Below are 25,426 nucleotides of genomic sequence, written 5' to 3' on the forward strand. Positions count from 1 at the left end.
CCTTGCCTTAGGCGCGTGATGCCAACTTTTGATCAAGCACCGCAATGATGTTATCTCTCACTTCCTTAACAGGAATCTCTGTAATAACAGCTCCTAAAAATCCGCGAATAACTAGCCGTTCAGCCGTATCTTTATCTAACCCACGGCTCATTAAATAGTACATATCTTCCGGATCAACTTGACCAATAGAGGCTGCATGTCCCGCTGTAACTTCATTTTCATCAATTAATAAAATAGGGTTAGCATCACTTCTTGCTTTATCTGAAAGCATCAAAACACGGCTTTCTTGCTGGGCATCGGCACCCTTAGCCCCTTTAATAATATGTCCAATACCATTAAAGGTTAGTGTTCCTTTTTCCAAAATCACACCGTGTTGCAAAATATGCCCGATAGAATTTTTGCCATAATTGGTTACACGTGTATCAATTCCTTGAATTTGACGGCCACTTGAAGCTGCAACCACTTTCAAATCGGCGTGACTACCATCACCAAGCAAATCACTGTCAAAATCAGCGATAACATTCCCTTCATTCATGATGCTTAGTGACCAATCAATAGTCGCATTCTCAGCTAGGCGACCCCGTCTACTAATATAAGTCGTTACAGATTTCCCTAAACGATCAATTGCTGAAAACTTAATTCTGCTCCCTGCCTGTGCAATAACCTCGACACTAATATTAGCGCTCGCTTTAGCTGAATTCTGACCATAACTTTCAAATCGTTCCAAGTAAGAAAACTGACTTTCTCTACCTGCAATAATCAAGACATGTTTATTAAATGGCACCTCACTGTCACTATTTTGTAAGAAAATAGCCTCAAGTGGTTGTTTAATTTCAACAAAATCTGGCACATACAAAACCGCAGCACTGTTAAAATAAGCCGTATGATAAGCACTTAGCTTATCTTGATTATCCTCAATAGCAGTCCCAAAATAAGCATGGATAATATCAGGAATTTCTTCTAAGGCAGAATAAAAATCTGTAAAAAGGACACCTTGCTCATGAAGTTCCATTGGTAACTGTTCCATAACGGTGCGTGTTCCATTTTGTACTAAAATAGGATTATCACCAAGTGCTATAAAATCCGGAACTGTTGCTTCAAACGGACTATCTTCAATGCGGCCATCTCCCAAGTTCCATCGATGAAATTTAACCCGTTCGATTATTGGTAGTTCTAAATGATCAATAAGATGGAATGCTTTTTGACGTCGTTCCTGTAACCATACCGGCTCCGCTTTTCCTTGAGAAAAAGCCATAATATTTTCTAAAGTCATAATGATGTTTCCTCTTTCTCTAATAGTGATAAGACAAAGCTGTGAAACAAGAAAATGTCTACACAGCAGAAGTCAAGACTTTTAAGATTCATCATTAAACTTCTTCTTTATAGTCAATGCCTAGTTCTTCTGCAATGCCAGCATAGCCTTCTTTTTCCAGTCTAGCTGCTAAAGCAGCATCTCCAGAAAGAACAATTCGTCCATCCATCATAACATGGACTAAATCCGGTGTAATATAATTTAAAAGACGTTGATAGTGCGTAATAATCATTGCCCCAAAATCTTTTTGCCGCATCTCATTAACTCCTTTTGACACGACTTTTAAAGCGTCAATATCTAAACCAGAATCAATTTCATCCAAAAGAGCAAATTTAGGTTCCAACATTAAGAGTTGAAGAATTTCGTTACGTTTTTTTTCACCGCCTGAGAAGCCTTCATTTAGGTAGCGTTCAGCCATCTCTTCTTTCATGCCTAATAATTCCATTTTTTGATCTAACTTAGTAATGAAATCACGAACTGATATTTTTTGATCATCTTCTTTTCCAGCGTTCATTGCAGCTCGCATAAATTCGGCATTTGTAATTCCTGGAATTTCAGATGGGTATTGCATTGCTAGAAACAAGCCCATCCGTGCTCGTTCATCAACTTCTAACTCTAAAATGTTAACCCCATCAAAAAGAATCTGACCTTCAGTTACTTCATAGTTAGGATTCCCCATAATAGCAGCAGACAGTGTCGATTTACCTGTTCCGTTTGGTCCCATAATAGCGGCAATTTCACCAGTTTTGAGGGTCAAATTGACACCCTTTAAAATCTCCTTATCTTCGATTGAGACGTGTAGATTTTTAATTTCTAACACAGACATCGCATACCTCTTTTTCTATTTCTCATCTGTCAGACGATAATCAGCAGACTCAAGAATACTTTTTAATAATCAATTAAATTATAACAAAAAAAGGCGGTTAAGGCCTTCTTTGTGTTTGGAAGAGTCTAATGCTTCTTCCACTTTTCCATTTGACGATGACGAAAGTCACTATTACCAATAAACTTCAAAAGTTTGAAGAGTGGCGTTCGTTTCTCTCCCCATATTTCTAAGCTTTCAATCAAAACTTCCAAACCAAAAAGAAGACCAAACATCAGCAAGAGTCCCCCGATTCTACTTGATACATTCAAGAGCAGAGAAATCAAAGAGAAGAGCATTGCGATACCATAAACCACTAAAACAGCTCCTCGATGTGTGAAGCCCATTGATAAAAGGCGATGATGCAGATGCATTTTATCCGGTTCATAAAATTTCTTACCTGATAAGCTTCTACGGATAATAGCTACCGCGGTATCCATGATAGGGACTCCAAGTATAATAACCGGTGTCACAACCACAACTGCCGTTGCATTCTTAAGTCCTTGCAAGGATAGGACACCAATCATAAATCCAATAAAAAGTGCTCCTGTATCTCCCATATAAATGATAGCTGGATGATAATTATAAGGGAAAAATCCTGCAATTGAAGCAATCAAAATCAAAATTGTGACTGTCAAGAAAAAATCTAGTTGCGGTAAAAAGAAATAAGAAACAATAGCCATTGTTACTAGACTAATGATGGAGACGCCACTAACTAAGCCATCTAAACCATCAATGAGATTAATAGCATTGGTAATAGAAACAATCCATAAAACGGTTAAAACAAAGGTTACCAAAGGACCAAAATGCAAGAGTGGTCCACCAAAAGGCACTTTGAAACTATTAAATCTAAATTCTGTAAAAGCCCAGATAACATAGGCTCCCAAAAAGATACCAAACATTTTCAACTTTGGACTAATTTCAAAAAGATCATCAATATAACCCGTAACTGTTACGATTAAAGCTCCCATGACGACAGGAAAGATATAGGAAAAGTAACTTTGCTTGTCAATCAAGATGCTTTCAGATACCTTAGGCATCAGAATTAATGTCGTTACAAAAAAGGATATAAAGATGGCTAGTCCACCGCTACTGGGCATGGTAACTTTATTCACTCGTCTTGCATTAGGTTCATCAACAGTCCCTGTTTTAAACGCTAACAATCGCACAATAGGAGTTAAGAACAAAGAAATTAACAAGGCCGCAATCAGGATTAAGACATAATCAAAGGTAAATGGGAACATAGTTTATCACACCAATTCAATCTTTTTCAGCTGTTCTACTGCTTGATCTTCGATCAGTAAGGTTGCATGCTCCTGCAAATATGCACGTGTCCTTGAACCAGGTAATGCATGTTCAATTAGACGGGCGTACATAATATTAGCAAAGTAGGCTGGCTGATTTTGAATATCAAGTAAGATTGTCAGGTGATAACGATTCGTTTCCTTGTAAAGCTCTGAAGCTTCAATTGGAAAGTTGACTATTTTAGAAAAGCTAATGACTTCTTCTATAGTTAAAAAATCAAAAACATAATGGACGTAGTCCATCGGTTCAACAGTCTGGGTAGTTTCATCACTCACTGTCGTTTGAGTTTGATTTGCCTCAACTGCCTCTTCTAACATTTCTTCAATTTTTTCTAATTTTTCATGAGCGTTGACATCGCCTTTTTCGATCATATTTTTTTCAATTGTTTTAAAAAAATCTTCGGGCGTCATCTGAGAAACATCTCCTAGATCAGTCAAGTCCTCAAAATCAATCTCTTTAGATAACTCTGACTTCGTAACAAAAACATCTAAACGATCTTTACGTGGGGTAACCCTAAAACTTAACATCCCACTATCTTTAAAGTTTTCAGGTAAATCCAGTTCATCCATAACAGTATAGAAAAATTCTTCTGTTTTTTCCTGAGGAATTAAAAAATCCTTTAATTCCATGCCTCTTTCTTCCAAATCATCCATACTGATTGTTATCTTTAGTGTCGTTTCACTAATTTGTTTCATTTCCATAGTATATACCTCGCACGCGTAGTCATTTTATTATACTCGAAAATAGTCTTTTTCGCAATTTTGCGGTCGACTCAGAGGTTTTACTAAAAAACCATCCCTATCGGGACAGATTTTTAAATAAAAAGACTCACAAAGAAATAGACTATTAACAAACTTCCCAAAATAATCCGATACTTACCAAAGACAGTAAAATCATGTTTCTTAACGTAGTCTGTTAAAAATTTAATGACATATAAACTCACCACAAAAGCAGTTAAACTAGCTACCAGTAAAATTAATAACTGGCCAAAGCCAAGTACATTTCCTTTTAAAAAGAACTTTACAACTTTTAATAAGCTGGCACCAAACATAACAGGAATCCCTAAGAAAAAGGTAAATTCGGTAGCAACTGTACGGCTTGTCCCCATTAAAATACCACCTAAAATAGTTGCTCCTGAACGGCTTGTCCCAGGAATAATGCTTAATACTTGGAAAAGTCCAATAAATAGAGCTGTTTTGTAAGACATTCTGGCCAAACTTGTCACTTGTGGTTCAACTGTCTTATGACGTTTTTCAATCCATATAAAGGCAATACCGTAAATAATGAGCATAAGGGCCACAGTAATAAAATTATAAAAATGTTTATTAAACCAATTATCAAGAGGCATTCCAATAATTACTACTGGTAAAATAGCAATCACTACTTTCAACCAAAGTTGCCATGTTAAGCGAATTTCCGTAGCACTTTTCCCAGGTTGAAATGGATTTAGGCGTTTGAAATAAATGACAACGACAGCAATAATCGCTCCTAACTGGATAACTACGTTAAACATTTCCAAAAAGGCGGCATTTTCACGTAATTTAACAAATTCTTCCACTAAAATCAAATGACCGGTACTAGAAATGGGTAACCATTCCGTAATTCCCTCAATAATACCAAAAAAGATGGCTTTTAAAATCTCAAAAAATAACATATTAACTCCTCGTTTTAGATAAAACCATTGTATCAGAATTTGGCAAAAATGATAAGCTAAGAATCAGATAAATGCGTTTTTAAAATAGAATATTTATACAATTTATAGGAGTAGCGAAGCTATTTTAGAAAGCTCCGCCTCCGCCACCTCCGCCGCCACCAGAGAAACCTCCCCCTGAAAATCCACCACTACTTCCAGATGAGACGCTAAAGTGGCTAGCTTGAGTTGCCGCTTGAGCAGAATCCATGAAATGAGTTGTCATTCCATACATAATGGGTGAAATGGTCGAATAAGTGTGTACCAAGTCTTGATCTGCCAACTCAATCCCATGTAATGCCATATATTTTTCCACTTGATCAGCAAAACCAAACAGACTAGCATATACTAAAACCCTATTCCAAACAATCAAACTTTCAATCTCAGCCCGCTCAAAGTGCTTAATATCTTTTAGCATCAGAATAAAACTATCCCAAGGCTGCCGAGCTTGTTGTCCTTCTTGGGTTAAGACACCTTGGAGACGATCAACCGAAACCTTTTTAGATATATAAATCATTATCAAAATAGCTATAAAAACTAAGATAATATCAAGCATTAGACGACTACTATCCGCAACAAAAATCGTGTAGACACCATGTGCAATAAGTATCAGAATAGGGATAACTAGCAAGAAGTTAGCAAAACCAAACAAGACTCTCTCTCTAGCACTCATTGGACGATAGAAGGAGTCTGATTCACTACCGATACTTCGAGTAACCTTGACGGATAAATCCTTAAGAGCTTGATTTAATTTATTCAAATGTTTTTTCCCACACGCATTTACTTGACGTTGTAACTCTTTACCAGAATATTGCGCTTCCAATTTCTTGGAAATATTGGAGTCAAAGAAATAATCCGCAAACAGTTGTTCCGTCTTTAACTTCTCAGCATCTCCAAAGGCCATATGTACAAAGGAGACTTCAAAATCAGCCAACTTGCTCTTATCCTTAAGGGTTAAAAAGTAGCCATCAGCTTCCTTTTCAATCTCAATGACTTTACGGTCAATGAGGTCTAAAAGAGTTGCCTGAACAAGATTTTCAAAGGAAATATTGTCATCTTTCAAATGTGTTTGAGCAGGATTCAACTTCTGTAAATTTAAATGAAATATTTTTTCTGCTATCACTAACGGAGGTAAATCATCTGGTAATGCATATAATTGGCCTTTACCTCTATTCTTAAATTGAAAAACAGTTTTCTTAAAAGTTAACCAGCAAAGAATCGCACCTGCAAAAAAGGCAGCGATAATAACATAAACATAATAATCGACAAACTGACGAACCCATCTTACCCGCTCAGCTATCCGTCTTTCGGTTGCCTTAAAAGTTGGCAGATAGTTACGTGAAATCGCCTGACCAGAGATAATCTGACTATCCCAATAGGCATGAAATTCACTAACACCATCAACATCATTTGCCCATGTTTCCAACTGACCTAGACGATCTGTGTTAGCATTTGGCTTAAAATAACCTCGATGTAAATAGAGCTCCTGCTTTTTACTAGGTACTTTAGTGTCGATAGTGAAATGTACTCTTTCAAGGGTTTTATCCCAGTCTGATATGGGCTTCCAATTTAATACAGCAATATCCTTATATTTGTAGAGGATATTTGAAAGCTTCCATTTCACAATAATTTTAACTTTATCTTTTGCATGACCGGCATTATAAATTTTCAAACGGTAACCATCACCAAGGTCCTCAATATATCTAGAAACCTTAACCTTTTCCCCATTTCGATAGGCTTCAATTTGGGGATCCGAGTCGATATCAAAATTCCCCGGCATTTTACCTGCTTTTCCCAGACTAACGTACTGCCCTTGGTAACTAGTACTAAACAAATAGGTTATTTCTTGGGTAAATTGAGCGCTATTATCATCATTAATATGGAGATGACCCTCGTAGAGAGGAATCCGATACTCAACCTCACTCGCAAAAACTGAAGTTCCAAAGAAACTCAGAATAACTATAAAACTAATCAAAAGTCGTTTCAAAACCATAAACCTCCCCTACTTTCCAACTCATATTTTACCATAAAAGCGATCCTAATAAAATAAAGAGGAAGAGCTAATCTATTTATTTTTAAACAAACAATTGTATATTTTTCCATTTTTAAAATAAAAATGATTGAAATCAAAGCTTATTTGCTGTAAAATAGTTGGATATATTATAATAGATGGAGTTTTTCTATGAAAAAGCTATTACTGACCTGCTTTTTTGCTCTACTTTTCCTCTTTGGAGGAAGTAATCTAGCACAAGCTGATAATTATTTACGCGTTGGTATGGAAGCTGCCTACGCTCCTTTCAACTGGACACAAGATACCAATGCAAATGGTGCTGTTCCCATTGAAGGGACTGATCAATATGCTAACGGCTACGATGTTCAAATTGCTAAAAAAGTTGCTAAATCACTTGATAAGAAATTATTAGTTGTTAAAACATCATGGACTGGCCTGATCCCAGCACTAACCTCTAAAAAAATAGATATGATTGCTGCTGGTATGAGTCCCACAGAAGAACGTAAAAAGGAAATTACTTTTTCTGATAGCTACTATACTAGCGAACCGGTTATTGTTGTGAAAGCTGATAGTAAATTTGCCAAAGCAAAAAGCTTAGCCGATTTTGCAGGTGCTAAAATCACTGCTCAACAAGGTGTTTGGCATGTCAACCTCATTCCTCAAATTAAAGGAGTTAAAGCGCAGACACCTATGGGCGACTTTTCACAAATGCGTCAAGCCTTATCTTCTGGTGTCATTGATGGTTATATTTCAGAGCGGCCCGAAGCTATGACTGCTCAACAAGCTAATAGCACTTTCAAAATGGTAACCCTAACAAATGGTTTCACTGTCAATTCCTCCGATGCTGCTATCGCGGTGGGAATGCGCAAAGGTGACAGCCGTATTAATCAGATTAACCAAGTCCTCACTGAACTATCTCCTAATGACCGCCTAAGTTTAATGGATAAAATGGTGACCTTGCAACCTAAAGAAGAGCAATCATCAAATACGACCAAACCTTCTTTCTTTAACCAAATGTGGACTATTTTAAGAAGCAACTGGAAACAATTTTTACGCGGTACAGGACTTACGTTACTTATCTCAACAATCGGTACTCTTGTTGGTTTGATCATTGGCTTATTGATTGGTATCTATAGAACTGCAACTAAATCAAAGAATACAGTGGTCGCTTTATTCCAAAAACTTTTTGGATGGTTCTTAAACATTTATATTGAGATTTTCCGAGGAACACCGATGATTGTTCAATCCATGGTTATTTATTATGGTACTGCTCAAGCATTTGGTATTTCAATAGATCGGACTTTAGCTGCCATTTTCATCGTATCTATTAATACGGGTGCCTACATGACAGAAATTGTCCGTGGCGGGATATTTGCCGTTGATCAAGGACAATTTGAAGCGGCAACCGCCCTTGGATTTTCACACGGACAAACCATGCGAAAAATTGTTTTACCTCAGGTTATTCGTAACATTCTACCCGCAACAGGTAATGAGTTCGTTATCAACATTAAGGATACATCTGTACTGAACGTTATCTCTGTTGTTGAGCTTTACTTCTCAGGTAATACGGTTGCTACTCAAAATTATCAATATTTCCAAACCTTCTCAGTTATCGCATTGATTTACTTTATCTTAACTTTCACTGTAACAAGAATCCTTCGCTATGTAGAACGCCGATTGGATGATGATACCTATACAACTGTAGCAAGAGAACTGCCATTGGAGGAGTCTACTAATGTCTAATCCTATTATTGAAATCAAACATTTAAAAAAATCATACGGGAATCACCAAGTCTTAAAAGATATCTCTCTTTCTGTAAACAAAGGCGAGGTCATCTCAATTATTGGCTCATCAGGCTCAGGTAAATCAACTTTATTACGATCAATAAATCTCCTTGAAGAACCAACTGATGGGGAAGTCTTATTCCATGGAAAAAATGTCCTAGCTGATAATTATAATTTGACTCATTATCGTGAAAAACTGGGTATGGTCTTCCAATCTTTTAACCTTTTTGAAAACCTTAATGTCCTAGAAAATGCTATTGTTGCTCAAACCACCGTCCTTAAAAGAAGTCGGTCAGAGGCTGAAAAGATAGCGAAAGAAAACCTTAATTCAGTCGGCATGACGGAGCAATACTGGAAGGCAAAACCAAAACAACTTTCTGGGGGTCAAAAGCAACGTGTCGCTATCGCTCGTGCCCTCTCAGTAAATCCTGAAGCTATGCTATTTGACGAACCTACTTCTGCCTTAGATCCAGAAATGGTCGGTGAAGTTTTAAAAACTATGCAAGATCTTGCAAAATCAGGTCTTACAATGATCATCGTAACCCATGAAATGGATTTTGCGCAAGAAGTTTCAAACCGCGTTATTTTTATGGACAAAGGTGTCATCGCTGAAGAAGGAACCCCTCAAGATATTTTTGAAAATCCTAAACAGGATCGTACAAAAGAATTCTTACAACGTTTCCTAAAATAAAATAATACCTCGAAAGTTAGAAATCATGCTAACTCTTGAGGTCTTTTTCATAGCTCCATAATTTTTGTAGTCAGCAAAGTCACGACAAAGCTTATAGAACCTTTTTACAAGATAGTTGTCCGGTGGGAAAGGTAAAATAAATGACAGTTATCTTATGGTCCTTCAAACAATTTTTAATAAGTATTAACCAGACTAAAGCTCTAATCTTTTAATAAGATATTCTATCGGAAAACATAACCTTAAGTTTCGAAAGCAAAGATGGAGATTGAGAAAAAACCAATGAAGAACAGCGATTAGTGATTCCGAGCAGTGCCTTTATTTCAGAATCAATCAAAAGACTACTATTTTTAAAAATATACTTTACCAGTTAAGTTTTTTATGATATACTATCCTTGTTAACGTTAATAATCTTGCAATAGGAGGTAACTATGGCCGAAAAAACTGACTTGGCGTCAGCTTACCGCAGACTAAAAAGTCCTAATATTAAAACAAAAAAACGTGCTTTGAAAATTATTCATGAGTACAAGAGATCTGGTAAAAAATAATAAGGATCTCTAAAATAAAGTCAGACAAAAAAGCAACTAAGACACATCCCTCCGTCTTAGTTGCTTTTTAATATTATTTAACTTTTAGAGCTGATAAAATTTGTGCTCGGATATCATCAACTCCGTTAGGGGTATTAGGTAAAAATAAGGTTTGATTGCCTCTAGAAGCAAAGGTATTTAGGGTATCAAGGTATTGATTTGTCAGTAAAATTGACATAATTTGTTCCTCATTTAAACTAATATTGGCTTCTTTTAGTTCCTGAATAGATTCTGCTAAACCATCTACGATTGCTTTTCGTTGTTGTGCGATACCCACACCGTGTAAGCGATCTTTCTCAGCTTCTGCAGATGCTGCTGTAACAATCTTAATCTTATCAGCTTCTGCTAATTCTTGAGCAGCAACGCGTTTCCGTTGGGCTGCGTTAATCTCATTCATTGATTGTTTAACTTCAGCATCAGGTTCCACTTTAGTAATTAAAGTTTTAACAATAATATAACCATAAGTTGACATTTCTTCTGCTACTTGGTGTTGAACCTCAAGTGCAATTTCATCCTTTTTCTCAAATAGTTCATCAAGGGTTAATTTAGGAACAGATGAACGCAAAGCATCCTCAATATATGATTTAATTTGTGCTTCAGGTCTCATCAATTTGTAGTAAGCATCAGTGACATTATTTTCATTAACACGATATTGTGTAGCAATATTCAATGTAACGAAAACATTATCTTTTGTTTTGGTTTCAACTATAATCTCAGTTTGTAATAACCTTAACTGGATACGTGCAGCAATCTTATCAATACCAAAAGGCATTCTAAGATGAATACCACTTTGTGAAGTGGTTTGATATTTCCCAAAACGTTCAATAATGGCTACTGTCTGTTGTTTGACAACGTACAAGGTGCTGGCAAGAATAGATAGAATGACAACAATACAGATAATTATAAACACAACTGAAACTAACATAAATACTCCTTTTTAAGTAGAGCTAGCTATGGGCACATCTTAATGTGGTTGCTGCATCTTGACTTATTATTAATATATAATTATAATGCTTTTCTTATTTTTGTCAAATGAAACATCAATAAAAAGGTATTATACAAAAAAGTAAGGTCATAAACCTTACTTAATCATTATTCAACACTCATTATATAAGGATAAACTGGCTGATCACCTTGGTGGATTTCAACTTCAATATCGTCATATTTCTCTTCTAAATAATCTGCTAAACCTTCGGCAAGCGCCCTATTACCTTCTTCACCAACGAAGATGGTCACAATCTCACTATCTTCTTCAATCATCTGATCAAAGGTTAACTTCATGGCTGACTCAAGGTTAGCATCAGATACTACAATCTTACCATTAACCATACCTAGATAATCGTTTTCATGAATCTCTAAGCCATCAATCCTTGTATCTCTGACGGCTAAGGTCAAGCTTCCGCTTGTCACATCACTTAAGCTAGCTGACATTGCTGCAAAATTCTCATCTAATGATTTAGAAGCGTCAAAGGCTAGTAAGCTCGTTAAGCCTTGTGGAACTGTCTTGCTTTCAATGACTACTGCTGGAATGTCAACCACATCTGCCGCAGATTGAGCAGCCATAAAGATATTCTTGTTGTTTGGTAAAAGAATAACTTGTTTGGCATTGACCGCTTCAATAGCTTTCACAATATCCTCAGTGGATGGATTCATCGTTTGTCCACCGGAAATAATATAATCAACTCCCTGTGCAGTAAAGATATCTGCCAAGCCTTGTCCCGCCACAACAGCAATCAAACCAAACTCTTTCATCTCAGCTTTGGGTTGTACTGTATTGGTTTTCTCAACTTGAGCATCATGCTGATTACGCATATTGTCGACTTTAATTTTGATTAAAGAGCCATATTTTAGTCCTTCTTGCATCACAAGCCCTGGATCTTCAGTATGGACGTGAACTTTAACAATCTCATCATCATTAACAACCATCAAAGAATCACCAAGATTGCTTAAGTAGCCTTGGAATTCTTCATAATTGAATTCTTTAACGTAAGTTGGCCCTTGTCGTAAAGCAACCATGATTTCAGTACAATAGCCATAAGTAATATCTTCTGTGGCAACATGGCCAACAACTGCCTTATGGTGCTCAGCATTAATCATTTCAGACATGTTTGCTGGTGTTGCTTTAAAGTCCTCAGAAGCTATATAATCACCATTTAAGGCAGACAAGAAACCTTCATATATGAAAACTAAGCCTTGACCACCCGAATCGACAACACCAACTTCTTTTAAAACTGGCAGTAGGTCAGGTGTCTTTGCTAATGCTTTTTTAGCTCCTTTAAGAGCAGAGCTCATAACTTCAATGGCATCGTTAGTAGATTCAGCTTTTTTCAAAGCAGCACTTGCAGCACCCCGTGAAACAGTCAAAATTGTTCCTTCAACTGGCTTCATCACCGCCTTATATGCTACTTCAACACCCGCTTGAAAAGCCTGTGCTAAATCTTGCCCATCCAATTCAACCTTGCCTTTAATGTTCTGACCAAAACCACGGAAAATTTGCGATGTAATAACCCCAGAATTACCACGAGCTCCCATTAATAAACCTTTGGAAAGAATCTGGCCAACTTCACCTACAGTTTCTGCTGGCTTGCTAGCAACTTCTTTTGCCCCATTATCCATGGTCATTCCCATGTTTGTTCCGGTATCTCCATCTGGAACAGGAAAGACATTTAAAGAATTAACATATTCTGCTTGTTTGCCTAGACGCGTTGCCGCTGCTTGAACCATTTCTTGGAACAAGCTTGCTGTAATATTTGACACTAGTTTTCTCCTACAACCTTAATATTCTGCACGTACACGTTAACCATATCGGCTGTTAAACCAAGTTGGCTTTCAAGATTAAATTTAACGCGTTCTTGGATATTCTTAGAAACTTCACTAATCTTTACACCGTAACTCATCACAGTGTAGACATCAACAGAAATACCCAAATCTGTAGATTTTACAACTACGCCTTTAGCATAGTTTTCCTTGCGAAGTAGTGATTGAAAATTGTCTTTTATAGCACTTTTACTTGCCATACCTACAACGCCAAAAATTTCCGTTGCAGAACCACCAACGACAGTTGCAATAACATCGTCAGATAGTTCAATCAGACCATCATTTGTATTAATTTTTACAGTCATATTTACTACCTCAAAAAGTTTTTATCAGTTTATTTTATCACATATTAGCCCTAATGTAAAAAAATTTAAGTATAACAATGCTATTAGACGATGAAAATGAAAAAAGCCCTAAGGCTTATTTCAACTATACACGTTCAACTTGACCTGACTTAAGCGCACGAGCTGAAGCCCAAACTTTTTTAGGTTTACCATTAACCATAATAGTAACTTTTTGAAGATTTGGTTTAACTGTACGTTTTGTTTGATTCATAGCGTGTGAACGGTTATTACCAGATACAGTCTTACGACCTGTGAAATAACATACTTTTGCCATTTTATCAGTCTCCTCCTAGGTAGAATATGTTTACGATGTGCTAGCACCACATACCAAACTATTCTATCATACGAGTCATCAATTAGCAAGACTTTTTTCTCTAGTGTCTGTGTCTGAAAGTTTGAGATTAGTCAGAAAGAGCTTTAACTAAAGAATGAAAGAGGCCGTTGATAGAGCCATCATATAATACTTCAGATATTTTATCCTCTATCCCCTCTCTAAACTCATAAGTATAAGCTACACCACTAGGATTAACGACACCAATACGTTTATTCTCCGTTTGCGGATGGGTTACAGAAAATGATAATGTTCTTTCAACATCAATGGGAACCGTATATTTAAACATCATATCACGCTGGCTAACTTTACCAATTAAATAACCTAATTGAAAGAAGCGCTCTGCCAATTCTTCTAATTCTTGCTCACTCAAACCACACCTCCATCACCTTAGCTTCCTATATGTTTTTTCTAGCTCAAACAACATTAAATAGATTAATTGAATACATAACTCTGATTTTCCGACATTATCCGTTGTCCCAGTTAAATAAATATCCAATTGAGGGCAATAAAATGCGAAAGCTCCGGAAATACCTGAATGCCCTATGAAACTCAAGCGATTTTCTTTATTGAATTGTCCCATAGATAGTTTCATGTGACCGCCACCATATTCAACGGGTGCGTAATCACCCTGAAGTGGGAAATAGTTTTGAATGTCTTGCCAATGCTTTTTGCTAAATAATTTTCCTTCTATAAAGGCTCTAATAAAAACCATCAAGTCTGCTGTAGTTGAAACACCTCCCCCAGCACCCTGTCCACTTGCTACAATTTTGGGCCTTTCTATGTATTCTTTTCCTGTAAAAAGGGGAGGAATCTTTCCATATTCACTACTCACAATATAACTACGATTTAATCCTAAGGGTTCCATAATATAACGGTCCACACAGTCATCTAAAGAGAGCTTGTAAATAGATTCAATAATGGCACCTAACAACATAAAATTAATATCTGCATAGTAGGCTTGCTGGCTTCCCGGTACAAAATGAGCCTCCAATTCTCCTACCCAAGTTATCATATCTTGGAAATCGTAAGAGAAATCCTCAGTTGCAATCCGTTTTCTAAGTGAAATTGGTTCCTCATAAAATATATTAGCTAAACCACTTCGTTGAAAGAGAAGATCTTTGATAGTAATAAATTCAGTCTGGTCGGTCCCTAAGATGTGGTGAAGATTAACAAGCTTTTCTTTTGATATGAGATCGGTTACAATATTGTCATAATCTAGTTTCTTAGAATCAATGAGTTGTAAAACTAGCGTCGTTACCCAAAGCTTGGTAACACTAGCCAATAGAAACATACTATCTTTAGTCATGTCTCCATGTTGACATTGAACGATTTCTTCGCCACTCCCTTTTTGAAGTAATATAATAGCTCTTGGTAATTTATGCCTTACAACAAAATTTTGAAAAAGATGCTTTAAATTTTCGGTATTCACTGATAACTCCTCTCAAGACAAGTCATAAACTAATCACTATATAAATAAAGGACACCTTATGGACATTAGACAACTTTCCTATTTTTTGACAATTGCTAAAACACAAAATTACTCACATGCATCAAAAATCTTGTTTGTATCACAACCAGCTTTAAAACAGTCTGTCTCTAAAATAGAGGAGGAATTTAATACACCCTTATTCGTTTATAAGAATCACAGGTTGAATTTAACAGATACAGGTCGCCTTTTAGTTGAACGTGGTGAACCCATTGTCAAAGCTTTTAACGAACTGATTTTTGATTTACAAAATGCTAACGAGCCTAAGCGTCAAGAAATTAGGGTGGGAGTCACATTTTTAACCATGTTGCAATATATGGATCAAATTTCCCGTTTCATCAGGAAAAACCCTAACATTGATCTAAGGATTATCCAAGAGGGATCCATGAAATTACAAGAACTACTTGTTCAAGAAAAAATTGACATTGGCATCTTATCGTTCCCCCAAATCGAACATGATATTATCATTGATCCTGTTGCTGTTAACCACTCTTCCTATTCAGCATGCTTGGTTGTCCCAAAAGAGCATCCTTTAGCTAATAGAGAAAAAGTTACTTTCAAAGATTTACAAGGTTTTAATATCGCAAGTTTAAGTGATCATTTTGCATTAGGTGAATTTACCAAAAAACGTTGTCGCGAATTTGGTTTTAGTAATCAGGTCATTCTCACACATGATGATTTTGAAATTCTGTTACACAGCTTAGATAAACTAGATGCCATTACTATACTACCTAGGGAATTAGAAGATCTCAGCCCTGTTGAAGATCTTGTTTGGATTCCAATCCATGACGTCAATAGTTTATATAAACAAGGATTGGCATATCGTAAAAATATGTCAACTAATACGGATGTTATTAGTAAATTTATTGAGGCTATTAGACACTAACCTTCAGCGGTAAATTCTAACACATGATAGTCTTCTTCCTTATTAACAACGCGAAGGCCGCCTAGGGCTAAAGCTTCAAGCTCGAATTCACCAGGATAAGCCTTAAAAGGACCAATAAAGGCCGTTTTATCGGCAACTTTTTGACATAAGGCTTTTGAATAAGCCATACCTCCCGTTAGACAGACCCTATCAATCGGTCCATCAACACTCACCGCTAAAGCAGCTAAGGTTTTAGCAATCCCTAGCGCTAAAGCATCAAAGACTAGTGCTGCTTCGCTGTCTCCTGCTTCAATTCGTTCTTCAACTTCCCTTAAATCAGTTGTATGACATAATGATTGTAAGCCAGCCTTTTTTCTAACTAAATGGTTAAATTGATCAAGCCCAGTCTTTTTAATCACTTCAACCATAGCTTTAATTGGCAAACCTCCTGAACGTTCTGCCGAAAACATCATTTCATCATCAGAGATAAAGTCAACAATCTGCCCATGTTCATGCCCACTTGCACTGGCACCACCCCCCAACATGAGCAATCACGAGATTAAGCTCTTCATAGGATTTTCCTAAATCCTCCGCTACTTTCCGAGCCACAGCTCTCATATTTAAATGATGGCCAGTTGATGTCCTCTCAACGCCTTTCAGTCCTGTTATACGAGCAACGTCTCGCATAGAATCTACCGTTACTGGGTCATAGATATAGGCAGGTTTATGTTGACCATATTTTTCCATTAATGCTTTAGCCAATTTTGCTCCCATATTTGATGGATGTTCTAGAATAGGATGATGTTCTAAATGATTAACCAGAGCATCATTGACAAGAATGGCACCTGGCTTAACCGGTCCAATTAAACCACCACGGCCAACAGCTACGTCAATCTCAGTCACACCATGCTTATCAAGTAATTCTTCGATATCTTGCAAGCGCATCTCAAACTGATCAAATACTTTGTTAAAAGCTTCTAGCTCCTGACTATTATAGGTCACTTCTTCTTTCCATATGAGCTCTTTATCTTCATACATGGCCACCTTGGTTGATGTTGCCCCTGGGTTAATAGCAATTATTTTTGTCATAAACTTCCTCTACTCTCCATTCATCGTCATCATGATTTGTGATAATAAAAGCGATGCATATTTTTCCTCAAAGCTAGAACTACGAGAGGTTATGATTACGGGTACCTTAGCCCCTATAATTAAACCTGCCATCTCAGATCCACCGAAAAGTGTTAGGGATTTAGACGCAATATTCCCTGTCACAATGTCTGGTGCAAATAAAATATCAGCATCTCCTTGGATCTTACCTGAATAATTTTTTTCCTTTACACTTTCTGGTGAAAGTGATAAATCAATCGAGAGTGGCCCTTCTACTGTAAAATCTGTTTGTCTACTATACTCCTTGGCTAATTCAGACTCCAATAGTGAGGAAGGTAATTTAGGAATCAGATTTTCAGCTGCTGATAAGAGTGCAACTTTCACATGAGGAAGCTTAAGCGAAGTCATAACTTCAACAGCATTTTCAATAACCGTTTTAGCTGTTTCTTTATCGGGCTGTAAAACAAGTCCCCCATCTGTTATCGCAATCAATCTGTTCAAAGTAGGCATTGATAACACAGCAACATGTGACAAGGTGGCCGCTTTACGAATACCTGTCTCCTTGTTAACAACTTCTTTTAGAACCTTACCTGTTGAAATGTGGCCCTTTAAAATAGCATCCCCTTTACCATTTCTAACGAGCTCAACACCTTTGAAAGCTGCTTCTTGATCGTCGTTGACAGCAATAATCTCGTAGGCCTCTTTTGGAATAGCGAAACCTTGTAATTTTTCTTCTAATTTAACGTGATCATCAATTAAATACGCAAAAATTCTTTTTTCGCTAACGGCGCGTTCAATACAAGCTAACACTTCTTCATCGGCTGCCTTAATTGCCACAAGATTAATAGGTTTATCAACCTTTTTTATTTCAGGTCTAGCTTCAAATAGTTTCTCAATTAATAATGACATGTTATTCTCCTAACTAAAAATGGGATGTTCACATTTAGGTGATAGGGGGTAAACGCTAGCATCCCAATTGACTACTAAATATCAAGTTTATAGTCTTCCGGTTTTATTAGATGTAAGACATTCATAAAGAGATGCTTAAAGAAAAAACCAAATGCTACTGGTCCACCAATAAAGACTAATAAGGTACTCAAAAGATTCATCGCTGACCAGCCACCCTTTACAAGATTTAAATGGTTAATTGGGCCTACTAAACCACTAAAACCAAAACCAGCACTCATCGGGGTACCTTGGATATTAAAGAAATAAGCTAGCATTCCACAAGCAGCTGCCGAACATACAATAGGCAACAAAGTTTTAGGATTCTTAACCCAAACAGGCATTGAAATCTTTGGAGAGCCAATGAAATGGGCAATTGCTGTGCCGTGGGTATTAACACTCCAACCAAGAATAGCAAAACCAAATCCTGTTGCACAAATACCCACATTTGCAGCTCCTGAACCTATTCCAGTTAGCGATATAGCAAGGGCAATCCCCACTGTTGTGATGGGAGAAACAATTAAGAGACCAAAAACAATTGCCAACAAAATACACATCATAAGTGGTTGTAAGGTGAGCAACTGAGCAACTCCTATACCAATCAGCTTCGTAATCATAGAGACATAAGGAAGGAGAAAGCGTCCAATCAATCCGACCACTAGCATCATGAGGGGCGGAATAACTAGAATAGTATAAGCTTTCAAACTATTTCCTACTAACAAAATCAAACCCGCTCCAATAGCAGCAGTAATCATCATATTAATGATATCTCCAGTACCCTGCATCATAATCATGCCGTTTTTGGCCGAAATAGCACCTGAGGCAAAAAGCGTTGCCAAACCAAGAGATGCTGATTGTATTGGGTTGAATTTGAAATTCATACCAACCATGACACCACAAACCAAGCCCATGACTGAGTTTGACATCCCCAGTCCCCAGACTAAAGGCTTTAAAAAGGGTAATGAAGTTACTAGTGATTTCACTAATTCGGACAGTAAGGCTCCAGGAATGAGCACGACCACGGCTCCAAGTGCAATACCGTTTAAAACATTCATAGTGAATGCTTTTGCTGTTAATTTATTTTCCATTTTCTATCCCTCTACTGGTGAATTCCATGTCCTAGTAGGATTTCACTTGCGTCCATAATGGTTTCAGCTAAACTTGGGTGATTATGAATAGTTAATGTCACATCTTCAGCTGTTAATAAATTTTCAATGGCTAAAGTTATTTCAGCGATTAACTCACTCACACCAGGTCCTACTAATTGGGCACCAATCATTCTATTGTCTTTTTTATCTGAAATTAAACGAACAAAACCTTCTGAATTGCCCATTGAAAGGGCACGGCCGTTGCTAGCAAATCTAAAGCTTGCTACTTTTGCATCAATACCCGCTTCTTTAGCAGCCGCTTTGGTTAAACCAACAGTAGCAATCTCAGGCTCCGTATAAGCAACGGTTGGAATGACAAGATAATCAGCTGCGACACCTTCAACTTGAGCAATAGCCTCAGCAGCTACCTTAGCTTCAAAAGAAGCTTTATGAGCCAAAGCTGGACCAGCTGTAATGTCACCAATAGCATAAATATGTTCCACTTTTGTTTGCATTTGGTCATTAACAGGAATAAGACCCTTCTCATCTAAATCAAGTCCAGCAAGTTCAATGGAAACATTGTCAGTATTTGGACGACGGCCAACAAGGACAGCAACTTTATCAGCTTGGATTTTCTCCTCTTTTTCCCCATTTTGGTAGAATAGATCAATCCCTTGAGCTGTTTTTTCATAACGAGAGGCTTTAGCACCCGTAATAATGGTCATTCCAAGCTGTGCTGCTTGATCAAGAACTGGTTTCACCAAGTCTGGCTCGAACCCACCTAATACACGATCCATACCTTCCAGAATAGTCACATGACTTCCAAGGTTAGCATAAGCCATAGCTAATTCCATACCAATATAACCACCACCGATGATGGCTAATTCTTTAGGGACTTCTTGCAAGTTTAGAAGACCAGTTGAATCAAGAATATCTCCTCCAAATGGGAAAGCTTTTAATTCAATGGGACGACTGCCTAAAGCCAGAATCACGTTTTTAAAGCGGTAGCCTTCACCTAGACCATCTTCTGGTGTTACAAAAATGGTATCTTTGGAAACAAAGTGCGCTTCACCTTTAACAATGGTCACCTTATTCTTTTTCAATAAGGTTTCAACACCCATTGTTAATTTAGAAACAACTTGACTGTCTTTCCAAGCTTGCGCTTTGGCAAAATCTAGACTGGTTTCACCAAAACTTAAGCCATATGGAGATACCATTTTGCTATGGGCATAATCATGTCCCACCTGGATTAAGGCTTTCGAAGGAATACAACCAACGTTTAGACAGGCACCTCCAATATTGTCTTTCTCGACGATAACAACTTTTTGACCTAGTTGAGCAGCACGAATAGCTGCTACATAGCCACCAGGTCCTGAGCCAATTACAATAGTTTCTACTTCATTTGTATATCCACCTACTACCATGCTATTACCCCTCTGCCAACAACAAATCTGGATCGCTTAGATAAGACTTAAGCAAATTGATAGCTTCTTGTGCATAAACACCGTCAATGGCACGATGGTCGAAAGCGAATGATATTTTCATGACATTCTTCAATACTGGATTGCCTTCTTCATCAGGCATAAAAACTTTATCAATACGACCTACATTTAAGATAGCAATCTCTGGTAAGTTAATGATTGGTGTTGACCAAACACCCGCAGTTGCTGCAGCACCTACATTGGTTACTGATATTGACCCTTTGCCCATATCTGCTGTTCCAAGCTTGCCATCACGCGCTTTTTGTGAAATTTCAGTAATTTCTTTCGCAATATCAAAGAGACTCTTACGCTCAGCATTACGAATCATTGGTACCATTAAGCCACGAGGTGTGTCAGTTGCCACACCAATGTTGTAATATTGATGATGACTGATTTCGTTTTTAGCCATATTGATAGAAACGTTTAAATCTGGGAAGTGTTTCAACATCGCAACTAATGCTTTAACCAGGTATGGTGTGAACGTTAATTTAATACCTTTTTCAGCCGCGATGACTTTCATCTTGTTGCGGTGAGCAACAAGGGCATCAACTTCTGCTTGATCAAAGACCGTAACTTGAGCGACTTCACTGGAGCTTTTTGCCAAAGCGTCAGCAATAGTGCGACGGATTGCCGGTATTTTTTCTACCACTTCTGCAAATTCTTCTTTTGTCGCTACTGATGCAGCTACTGCTTTTTCTTCAGGAACCTCTTCATGCCTTTCTGATATTTCTTCTTTGGCTTGAGCTACCTGTCTTGCTCCGCCATTTGCCAAGAAATTATCAATATCTTCCATAGTGATTTTGCCATTATTGCCAGTGCCGTTCACAGCATGCAAATCAACATGTTTTGAGCGTGCATATTTACGAACACGTGGTACTGCTAATAGACGAATATCTGTTGAGGAATCTACTTGAGCGACCACAGTCTGACTTGTAGTAGCTGCTTTTTCTTCAACTTGTGGCGTTTCTTTTGATGATGACGTTTCAACTGGAACTTTATTGCTTGCTTCACCATTATTAGTAGCTAAATACTCTTTTAATTCAGCTTCCGTTTCAACGATGTCAGCAATTGGTTCGCCAACGATTCCAGTATCTCCTGCTTCAACGTAGATTTTTGCTAAGTAACCAGATATTGGACTAGGTAATTCAACAACAGCCTTATCACTCTCAATTTCTAATAATGTCTCATCTTCAGTAACCTTATCACCTACATTTGCAGTCCATGCCATGATGACACTTTCATGAGTGCCTTCACCAGCATCAGGTAATATATATTGATACATTCTGTCTCCTCCCTAGAATTCTACAGTTTCTTTAGCTTTTACGATGATATCTTCGACACTTGGCATCCAATCCTCTTCAGCTAAACCAAATGGGAAAATGGTATCTGGAGCAGTTACACGTGCCAGTGGCGCATCCAAATCCATAAAATTACGTTCACTTAGTTCAGACATGATTTGACCTGCAGTACCAGCTTGGCGTTGCGCCTCTTGAAGAATAATAGCTCGATGCGTCTTAGCAACCGAAGCACAAAGTGTTTCATAATCAACTGGCGAAACTGTTCTGAGATCCACGACTTCTGCACTGATGCCTTCTTTTTCTAGTTCTTCAGCTGCTTGAAGAGCTAATTGAACCATTAATCCATAACCAATTAATGTCACGTCTGATCCCTCACGAACAACATTTGCTTTATCAAGAGGAACAGTATAGTAACCTTCTGGAACGTCATCTTTAACTGTACGGTAAAGACGTAAATGTTCTAGGAAAAAGACTGGGTCTTCAGATTCAATTGCAGAAATGATTAAACCTTTGGCATCATAGGCTGAGGAAGGGATAACTACACGTAATCCCGGAATTTGAGATAAAAAGCCTTCTAAACTATCAGAATGCAATTCCGGCGTATGAACACCACCGCCGTAAGGGGCACGGATCGTAATTTGAGCACTACGAGTACCACCGGAACGGTAGCGTTGACGAGGGATTTGCGCAATTAAAGCATCCATAGCTTCTACAATGAAACCTGAAAACTGCATTTCCGGAATAGGTAAGAAACCTTCTTGAGCAAGCCCCACAGACATTTGAAGAATTCCAGATTCAGCTAGAGGGGTATCAAAAACACGATTTTCACCAAATTCTTCTTGCATTCCCGCAGTTATACGGAAAACTCCACCATTTTTGCCGACATCTTCACCAAAAATTAAGGCATTGTCATGTTTTTTCATCACTTCACGCAATCCCTCTGTAACGGCTTGTGCTAATGTTAAAACTGGCATCTTAGTTTTCCTCCTTTGCTTGATAATAAGCAATTTGTTCTCTAATATTCTGTGGCTTATCTTTATACATAAATTCTAAAAACTCTGTAATATGTTGGGACTCTGTTTTCGCCATTTCTGCTAAGGCATTTTTCGCTTCTACCTTTACTTCTTCATAAATAGCGTCCGCTTTTTCCTGACTCCATAAGCCTTTTTCAGTCAGATAATTTCCAAGCCGGATAAGAGGATCTTTTTGACGCCATTCTTCAACTTCTTCATCAGCACGATAACGTTTAGGATCATCAGACATGGTATGCGGACCAAAACGATAAGTCATATTCTCAATAAGTACTGGACCGTTTTCGATAGCATATTCACGCGCTTTTTTTACAGTGTAATATACTGCTACAGGATCCATACCATCAATCCTTATGGCAGGAATTCCTGCTGCGACTGCTTTTTGGGCAAGAGTAGCTGCCTTGGTTTGATGTGAGGTCGGAACCGAGATACCATAACCATTATTTTGAACCACTGCTATGAGATTAGCTTTAAAAACACCTGCAAAATTTAAGGCTTCATAGAAATCACCTTGTGATGTAGCAGAATCTCCACATAATGACAAGGCAACTTGTTTCTCACCTTTCATCCGTTTTGCGATACCATTCCCTAATGCCTGAATAGTGGTTCCACCAACGATAACATTGGGAGAATACATATTTAAGTCTTTAGGGTATTGATTTGCAACATAGTGCCCTTTATACCACAAGAAAGCTTGTGAGAGCTTCAAACCAAATTTAACACCTGCAAAAACATCACGATAAGTTGGCGCAAAAACATCCTTCTTATCTAAGGCTAAAACAGCGCCATATTGACTAGCTTCTTGGCCACCGCCAGGTGCATAATTACTTAGCGCTCCTTGCCTATTTAAAAGAATAACACGCTCATCAATGGCACGTCCCCAAGTAATTGCCTCCATTAATGCAAGCAATTCCTCATTACTAAGTTGATCCATTGCTTCTTGATCATCCACTTTTCCTTCTTCATTTAGGATATGATAAATTGGAAATTTCTCGTCATAAGATGACACAAGTTCCGTAAAATTGAGTTCACTAATCTTCATGTTGTCTTCCTTCCTTTCAAATAAATGATAGCGCTTTCTTTATCGGGAGTAAACTTCCTATTTCTTATAGTGCTATAAGTAATAGTTCAAGTTATGATCCCCTTAAGTTATTCTTAGTGAAGAAGGTTTTCTCTTTAACCAACAACTTATCTCTCGTAAAAAAACTGAACTGAACTGAAATGATTTTATAAAAAAAAAGACCTCTCGCTGGAGGTCTAGACAGTATGAGTCCCTTTCAATCATAGCTTGCTGGCAATAACTAAAATTATGCTATCAGGCCGGGGTTATAAAAAAGCCCACAAGGGCTTTTAACAGTTTTATGACTCAAACTTATGCTTTGTTTGTTCATAATCAAAGATTGTTTCACAAAAACTTGTTAGTTATGCTTTAGTTAAACTTATGCTTTGTTTGCTGATCCGAAAACGTCAATACGTTCTTCAACGGCTGCTTGGACAGCTTTCATACCTGGAGCCAAGAATTTACGTGGGTCAAATAATTTTTTACCATCGTATTCTGCTTCGTTTGCATCGTAGTTACGAGCAAATTCGCGAGTTGCGTTAGAGAATGCAATTTGGCTTTCAGTATTAACGTTAATTTTAGCAACACCAAGTTTGATAGCTGCTTTGATTTGATCGTCAGGAATACCTGAACCACCGTGTAAAACGATTGGGAAGCCTGGTACAGCCGCCGCTAATTTTTCTAAGTGGTCAAGAGCAAGACCTTCCCAGTTAGCTGGGTATGGACCATGAATGTTACCGATACCTGCAGCAAGGAAATCAATTCCAGTTTCAACCATTGCTTTAGCATCTTCGATTGGTGCAAGTTCACCTTTACCGATGATACCATCTTCTTCACCACCGATTGTTCCAACTTCAGCTTCTACAGAAACACCTTTAGCGTGTGCTAACTCAACAACTTCTTTAGTTTTAGCAAGGTTTTCTTCAACAGGAAGATGAGAACCATCAAACATGATTGAAGAGTAACCAACTTCGATACATTCCAAAGCATCTTCATAATGACCATGGTCAAGGTGAATAGCTACAGGAACTGTAATACCCATTGATTCTACAAGGTTAGAAATAAGTGATTGACATACTTTATAACCACCCATGTATTTAGCAGCACCCATTGAAGTTTGGATAAGAACTGGAGCTTTTTTAGCTTCTGCTGCACGCAAAATTGCTTGTGTCCATTCTAAGTTGTTAGTGTTGAATCCACCAACAGCATATCCGTTTTCACGAGCTGCTTGTACAAATTTTTCTGCTGAAACGATTGCCATTTGTTAGGCCTCCTCTAATTTTTCGGGTTATCCCGTTTACATTGTCCATTCTAGCATAATTAACATTAA

23 protein-coding genes and 1 pseudogene are annotated in these 25,426 nt (G+C 37.7%); 4 read left to right on the forward strand and 20 right to left on the reverse strand.

The features are described 5' to 3' along the window. Positions 1-7: 7 nt before the first annotated feature. From sufD to STRPS_RS02810, 6 genes are all read right to left on the reverse strand, one after another. Positions 8-1,273 carry a Fe-S cluster assembly protein SufD gene (sufD, locus tag STRPS_RS02785; protein WP_007893628.1) on the reverse strand — a complete coding sequence of 422 codons (1,266 nt, stop codon included), beginning with the start codon at positions 1,271-1,273 and terminating at the stop codon, positions 8-10. A 94-nt stretch (positions 1,274-1,367) separates the two neighbouring features. Beyond that, positions 1,368-2,138, reverse strand: coding sequence for a Fe-S cluster assembly ATPase SufC (sufC, locus tag STRPS_RS02790; RefSeq protein ID WP_007893650.1), 771 nt, complete (start codon positions 2,136-2,138; stop codon positions 1,368-1,370). A 125-nt stretch (positions 2,139-2,263) separates the two neighbouring features. Next, on the reverse strand, positions 2,264-3,418 hold the full coding sequence (locus STRPS_RS02795) for a glycosyltransferase family 4 protein (RefSeq protein WP_007893653.1): 1,155 nt from the start codon (positions 3,416-3,418) through the stop codon (positions 2,264-2,266). Positions 3,419-3,424: 6 nt separating this feature from the next. Continuing rightward, on the reverse strand, positions 3,425-4,180 hold the full coding sequence (gene mecA / locus STRPS_RS02800; RefSeq protein ID WP_007893572.1) for an adaptor protein MecA: 756 nt from the start codon (positions 4,178-4,180) through the stop codon (positions 3,425-3,427). A gap of 113 nt (positions 4,181-4,293) precedes the next feature. Beyond that, positions 4,294-5,133, reverse strand: a complete 840-nt coding sequence (locus STRPS_RS02805; protein ID WP_007893599.1) for an undecaprenyl-diphosphate phosphatase — start codon at positions 5,131-5,133, stop codon at positions 4,294-4,296. Positions 5,134-5,257: 124 nt separating this feature from the next. Next, positions 5,258-7,162: a DUF2207 domain-containing protein gene (locus tag STRPS_RS02810; protein ID WP_007893696.1), complete on the reverse strand. Its 1,905-nt coding sequence runs from the start codon at positions 7,160-7,162 to the stop codon at positions 5,258-5,260. Positions 7,163-7,351: 189 nt separating this feature from the next. On the opposite strand from STRPS_RS02810, the gene STRPS_RS02815 reads away from it, so the two are divergent. From STRPS_RS02815 to STRPS_RS10595, 3 genes are all read left to right on the forward strand, one after another. Then, entirely contained in the window at positions 7,352-8,923 is a 1,572-nt protein-coding gene (locus STRPS_RS02815) for an ABC transporter substrate-binding protein/permease (protein ID WP_007893662.1), read from the forward strand. Continuing rightward, a complete protein-coding gene (locus STRPS_RS02820; RefSeq protein WP_007893652.1) occupies positions 8,916-9,656 on the forward strand; it encodes an amino acid ABC transporter ATP-binding protein in 741 nt (246 codons plus the stop codon). Before STRPS_RS02815 ends, STRPS_RS02820 begins: the two co-directional genes overlap by 8 nt. A 428-nt stretch (positions 9,657-10,084) precedes the next feature. Next, entirely contained in the window at positions 10,085-10,201 is a 117-nt protein-coding gene (locus STRPS_RS10595) for a putative metal homeostasis protein (protein ID WP_003085004.1), read from the forward strand. Positions 10,202-10,274: 73 nt separating this feature from the next. Here the strand turns inward: STRPS_RS10595 and STRPS_RS02825 are convergent, their stop codons facing one another. The 6 genes from STRPS_RS02825 to STRPS_RS02850 all read right to left on the reverse strand — a co-directional run bounded on the left by STRPS_RS02825 (position 10,275) and on the right by STRPS_RS02850 (position 15,164). After that, positions 10,275-11,165 carry an SPFH domain-containing protein gene (locus tag STRPS_RS02825; protein WP_007893637.1) on the reverse strand — a complete coding sequence of 297 codons (891 nt, stop codon included), beginning with the start codon at positions 11,163-11,165 and terminating at the stop codon, positions 10,275-10,277. Positions 11,166-11,332: 167 nt separating this feature from the next. Beyond that, positions 11,333-12,997, reverse strand: coding sequence for a DAK2 domain-containing protein (locus STRPS_RS02830; protein ID WP_007893651.1), 1,665 nt, complete (start codon positions 12,995-12,997; stop codon positions 11,333-11,335). Continuing rightward, positions 12,997-13,362 (reverse strand): Asp23/Gls24 family envelope stress response protein, encoded by a 366-nt coding sequence (locus STRPS_RS02835; RefSeq protein ID WP_003084618.1) that lies wholly within the window; start codon positions 13,360-13,362, stop codon positions 12,997-12,999. The genes STRPS_RS02830 and STRPS_RS02835 overlap by 1 nt, the downstream gene beginning before the upstream one ends. A 124-nt stretch (positions 13,363-13,486) precedes the next feature. Next, on the reverse strand, positions 13,487-13,675 hold the full coding sequence (gene rpmB / locus STRPS_RS02840; RefSeq protein ID WP_003084306.1) for a 50S ribosomal protein L28: 189 nt from the start codon (positions 13,673-13,675) through the stop codon (positions 13,487-13,489). A 127-nt stretch (positions 13,676-13,802) separates the two neighbouring features. Then, positions 13,803-14,105, reverse strand: coding sequence for a hypothetical protein (locus STRPS_RS02845; RefSeq protein ID WP_007893580.1), 303 nt, complete (start codon positions 14,103-14,105; stop codon positions 13,803-13,805). Positions 14,106-14,117: 12 nt separating this feature from the next. After that, complete coding sequence (locus tag STRPS_RS02850; protein ID WP_007893645.1) at positions 14,118-15,164, reverse strand: serine hydrolase domain-containing protein; 1,047 nt, start codon at positions 15,162-15,164, stop codon at positions 14,118-14,120. A 58-nt stretch (positions 15,165-15,222) separates the two neighbouring features. Here STRPS_RS02850 and STRPS_RS02855 point away from each other — a divergent pair, with 58 nt between their 5' ends. Further along, the gene (locus STRPS_RS02855) at positions 15,223-16,107 is read left to right on the forward strand and encodes a LysR family transcriptional regulator (protein WP_007893675.1); all 885 of its coding nucleotides are present in this window, start codon (positions 15,223-15,225) and stop codon (positions 16,105-16,107) included. Here STRPS_RS02855 and buk read toward each other — a convergent pair. From buk to STRPS_RS02895, 8 genes and pseudogenes are all read right to left on the reverse strand, one after another. After that, positions 16,104-17,175: pseudogene (gene buk, locus STRPS_RS02860) on the reverse strand (butyrate kinase). The gene STRPS_RS02855 and the pseudogene buk sit on opposite strands and share 4 nt — an antisense overlap. Positions 17,176-17,184: 9 nt before the next feature. Further along, entirely contained in the window at positions 17,185-18,102 is a 918-nt protein-coding gene (locus tag STRPS_RS02865) for a phosphate acyltransferase (RefSeq protein WP_007893582.1), read from the reverse strand. A 74-nt stretch (positions 18,103-18,176) separates the two neighbouring features. Further along, complete coding sequence (locus STRPS_RS02870) at positions 18,177-19,226, reverse strand: PTS transporter subunit IIC (protein WP_007893579.1); 1,050 nt, start codon at positions 19,224-19,226, stop codon at positions 18,177-18,179. An 11-nt stretch (positions 19,227-19,237) separates the two neighbouring features. Then, positions 19,238-20,650: a dihydrolipoyl dehydrogenase gene (gene lpdA / locus STRPS_RS02875; protein WP_007893673.1), complete on the reverse strand. Its 1,413-nt coding sequence runs from the start codon at positions 20,648-20,650 to the stop codon at positions 19,238-19,240. Positions 20,651-20,654: 4 nt separating this feature from the next. Continuing rightward, on the reverse strand, positions 20,655-21,989 hold the full coding sequence (locus tag STRPS_RS02880) for a dihydrolipoamide acetyltransferase family protein (RefSeq protein WP_007893694.1): 1,335 nt from the start codon (positions 21,987-21,989) through the stop codon (positions 20,655-20,657). Positions 21,990-22,001: 12 nt separating this feature from the next. Next, positions 22,002-22,979, reverse strand: coding sequence for an alpha-ketoacid dehydrogenase subunit beta (locus STRPS_RS02885; RefSeq protein WP_007893634.1), 978 nt, complete (start codon positions 22,977-22,979; stop codon positions 22,002-22,004). Between the two features lies 1 nt (position 22,980). Next, positions 22,981-24,078 (reverse strand): thiamine pyrophosphate-dependent dehydrogenase E1 component subunit alpha, encoded by a 1,098-nt coding sequence (locus tag STRPS_RS02890; protein WP_007893682.1) that lies wholly within the window; start codon positions 24,076-24,078, stop codon positions 22,981-22,983. Positions 24,079-24,475: 397 nt separating this feature from the next. After that, complete coding sequence (locus STRPS_RS02895; RefSeq protein ID WP_007893592.1) at positions 24,476-25,357, reverse strand: class II fructose-bisphosphate aldolase; 882 nt, start codon at positions 25,355-25,357, stop codon at positions 24,476-24,478. Positions 25,358-25,426: the final 69 nt, after the last annotated feature.

Origin of the sequence: Streptococcus pseudoporcinus LQ 940-04 (assembly GCF_000188035.1) — a bacterium.
Taxonomy (GTDB): Bacteria; Bacillota; Bacilli; order Lactobacillales; family Streptococcaceae; genus Streptococcus; species Streptococcus pseudoporcinus.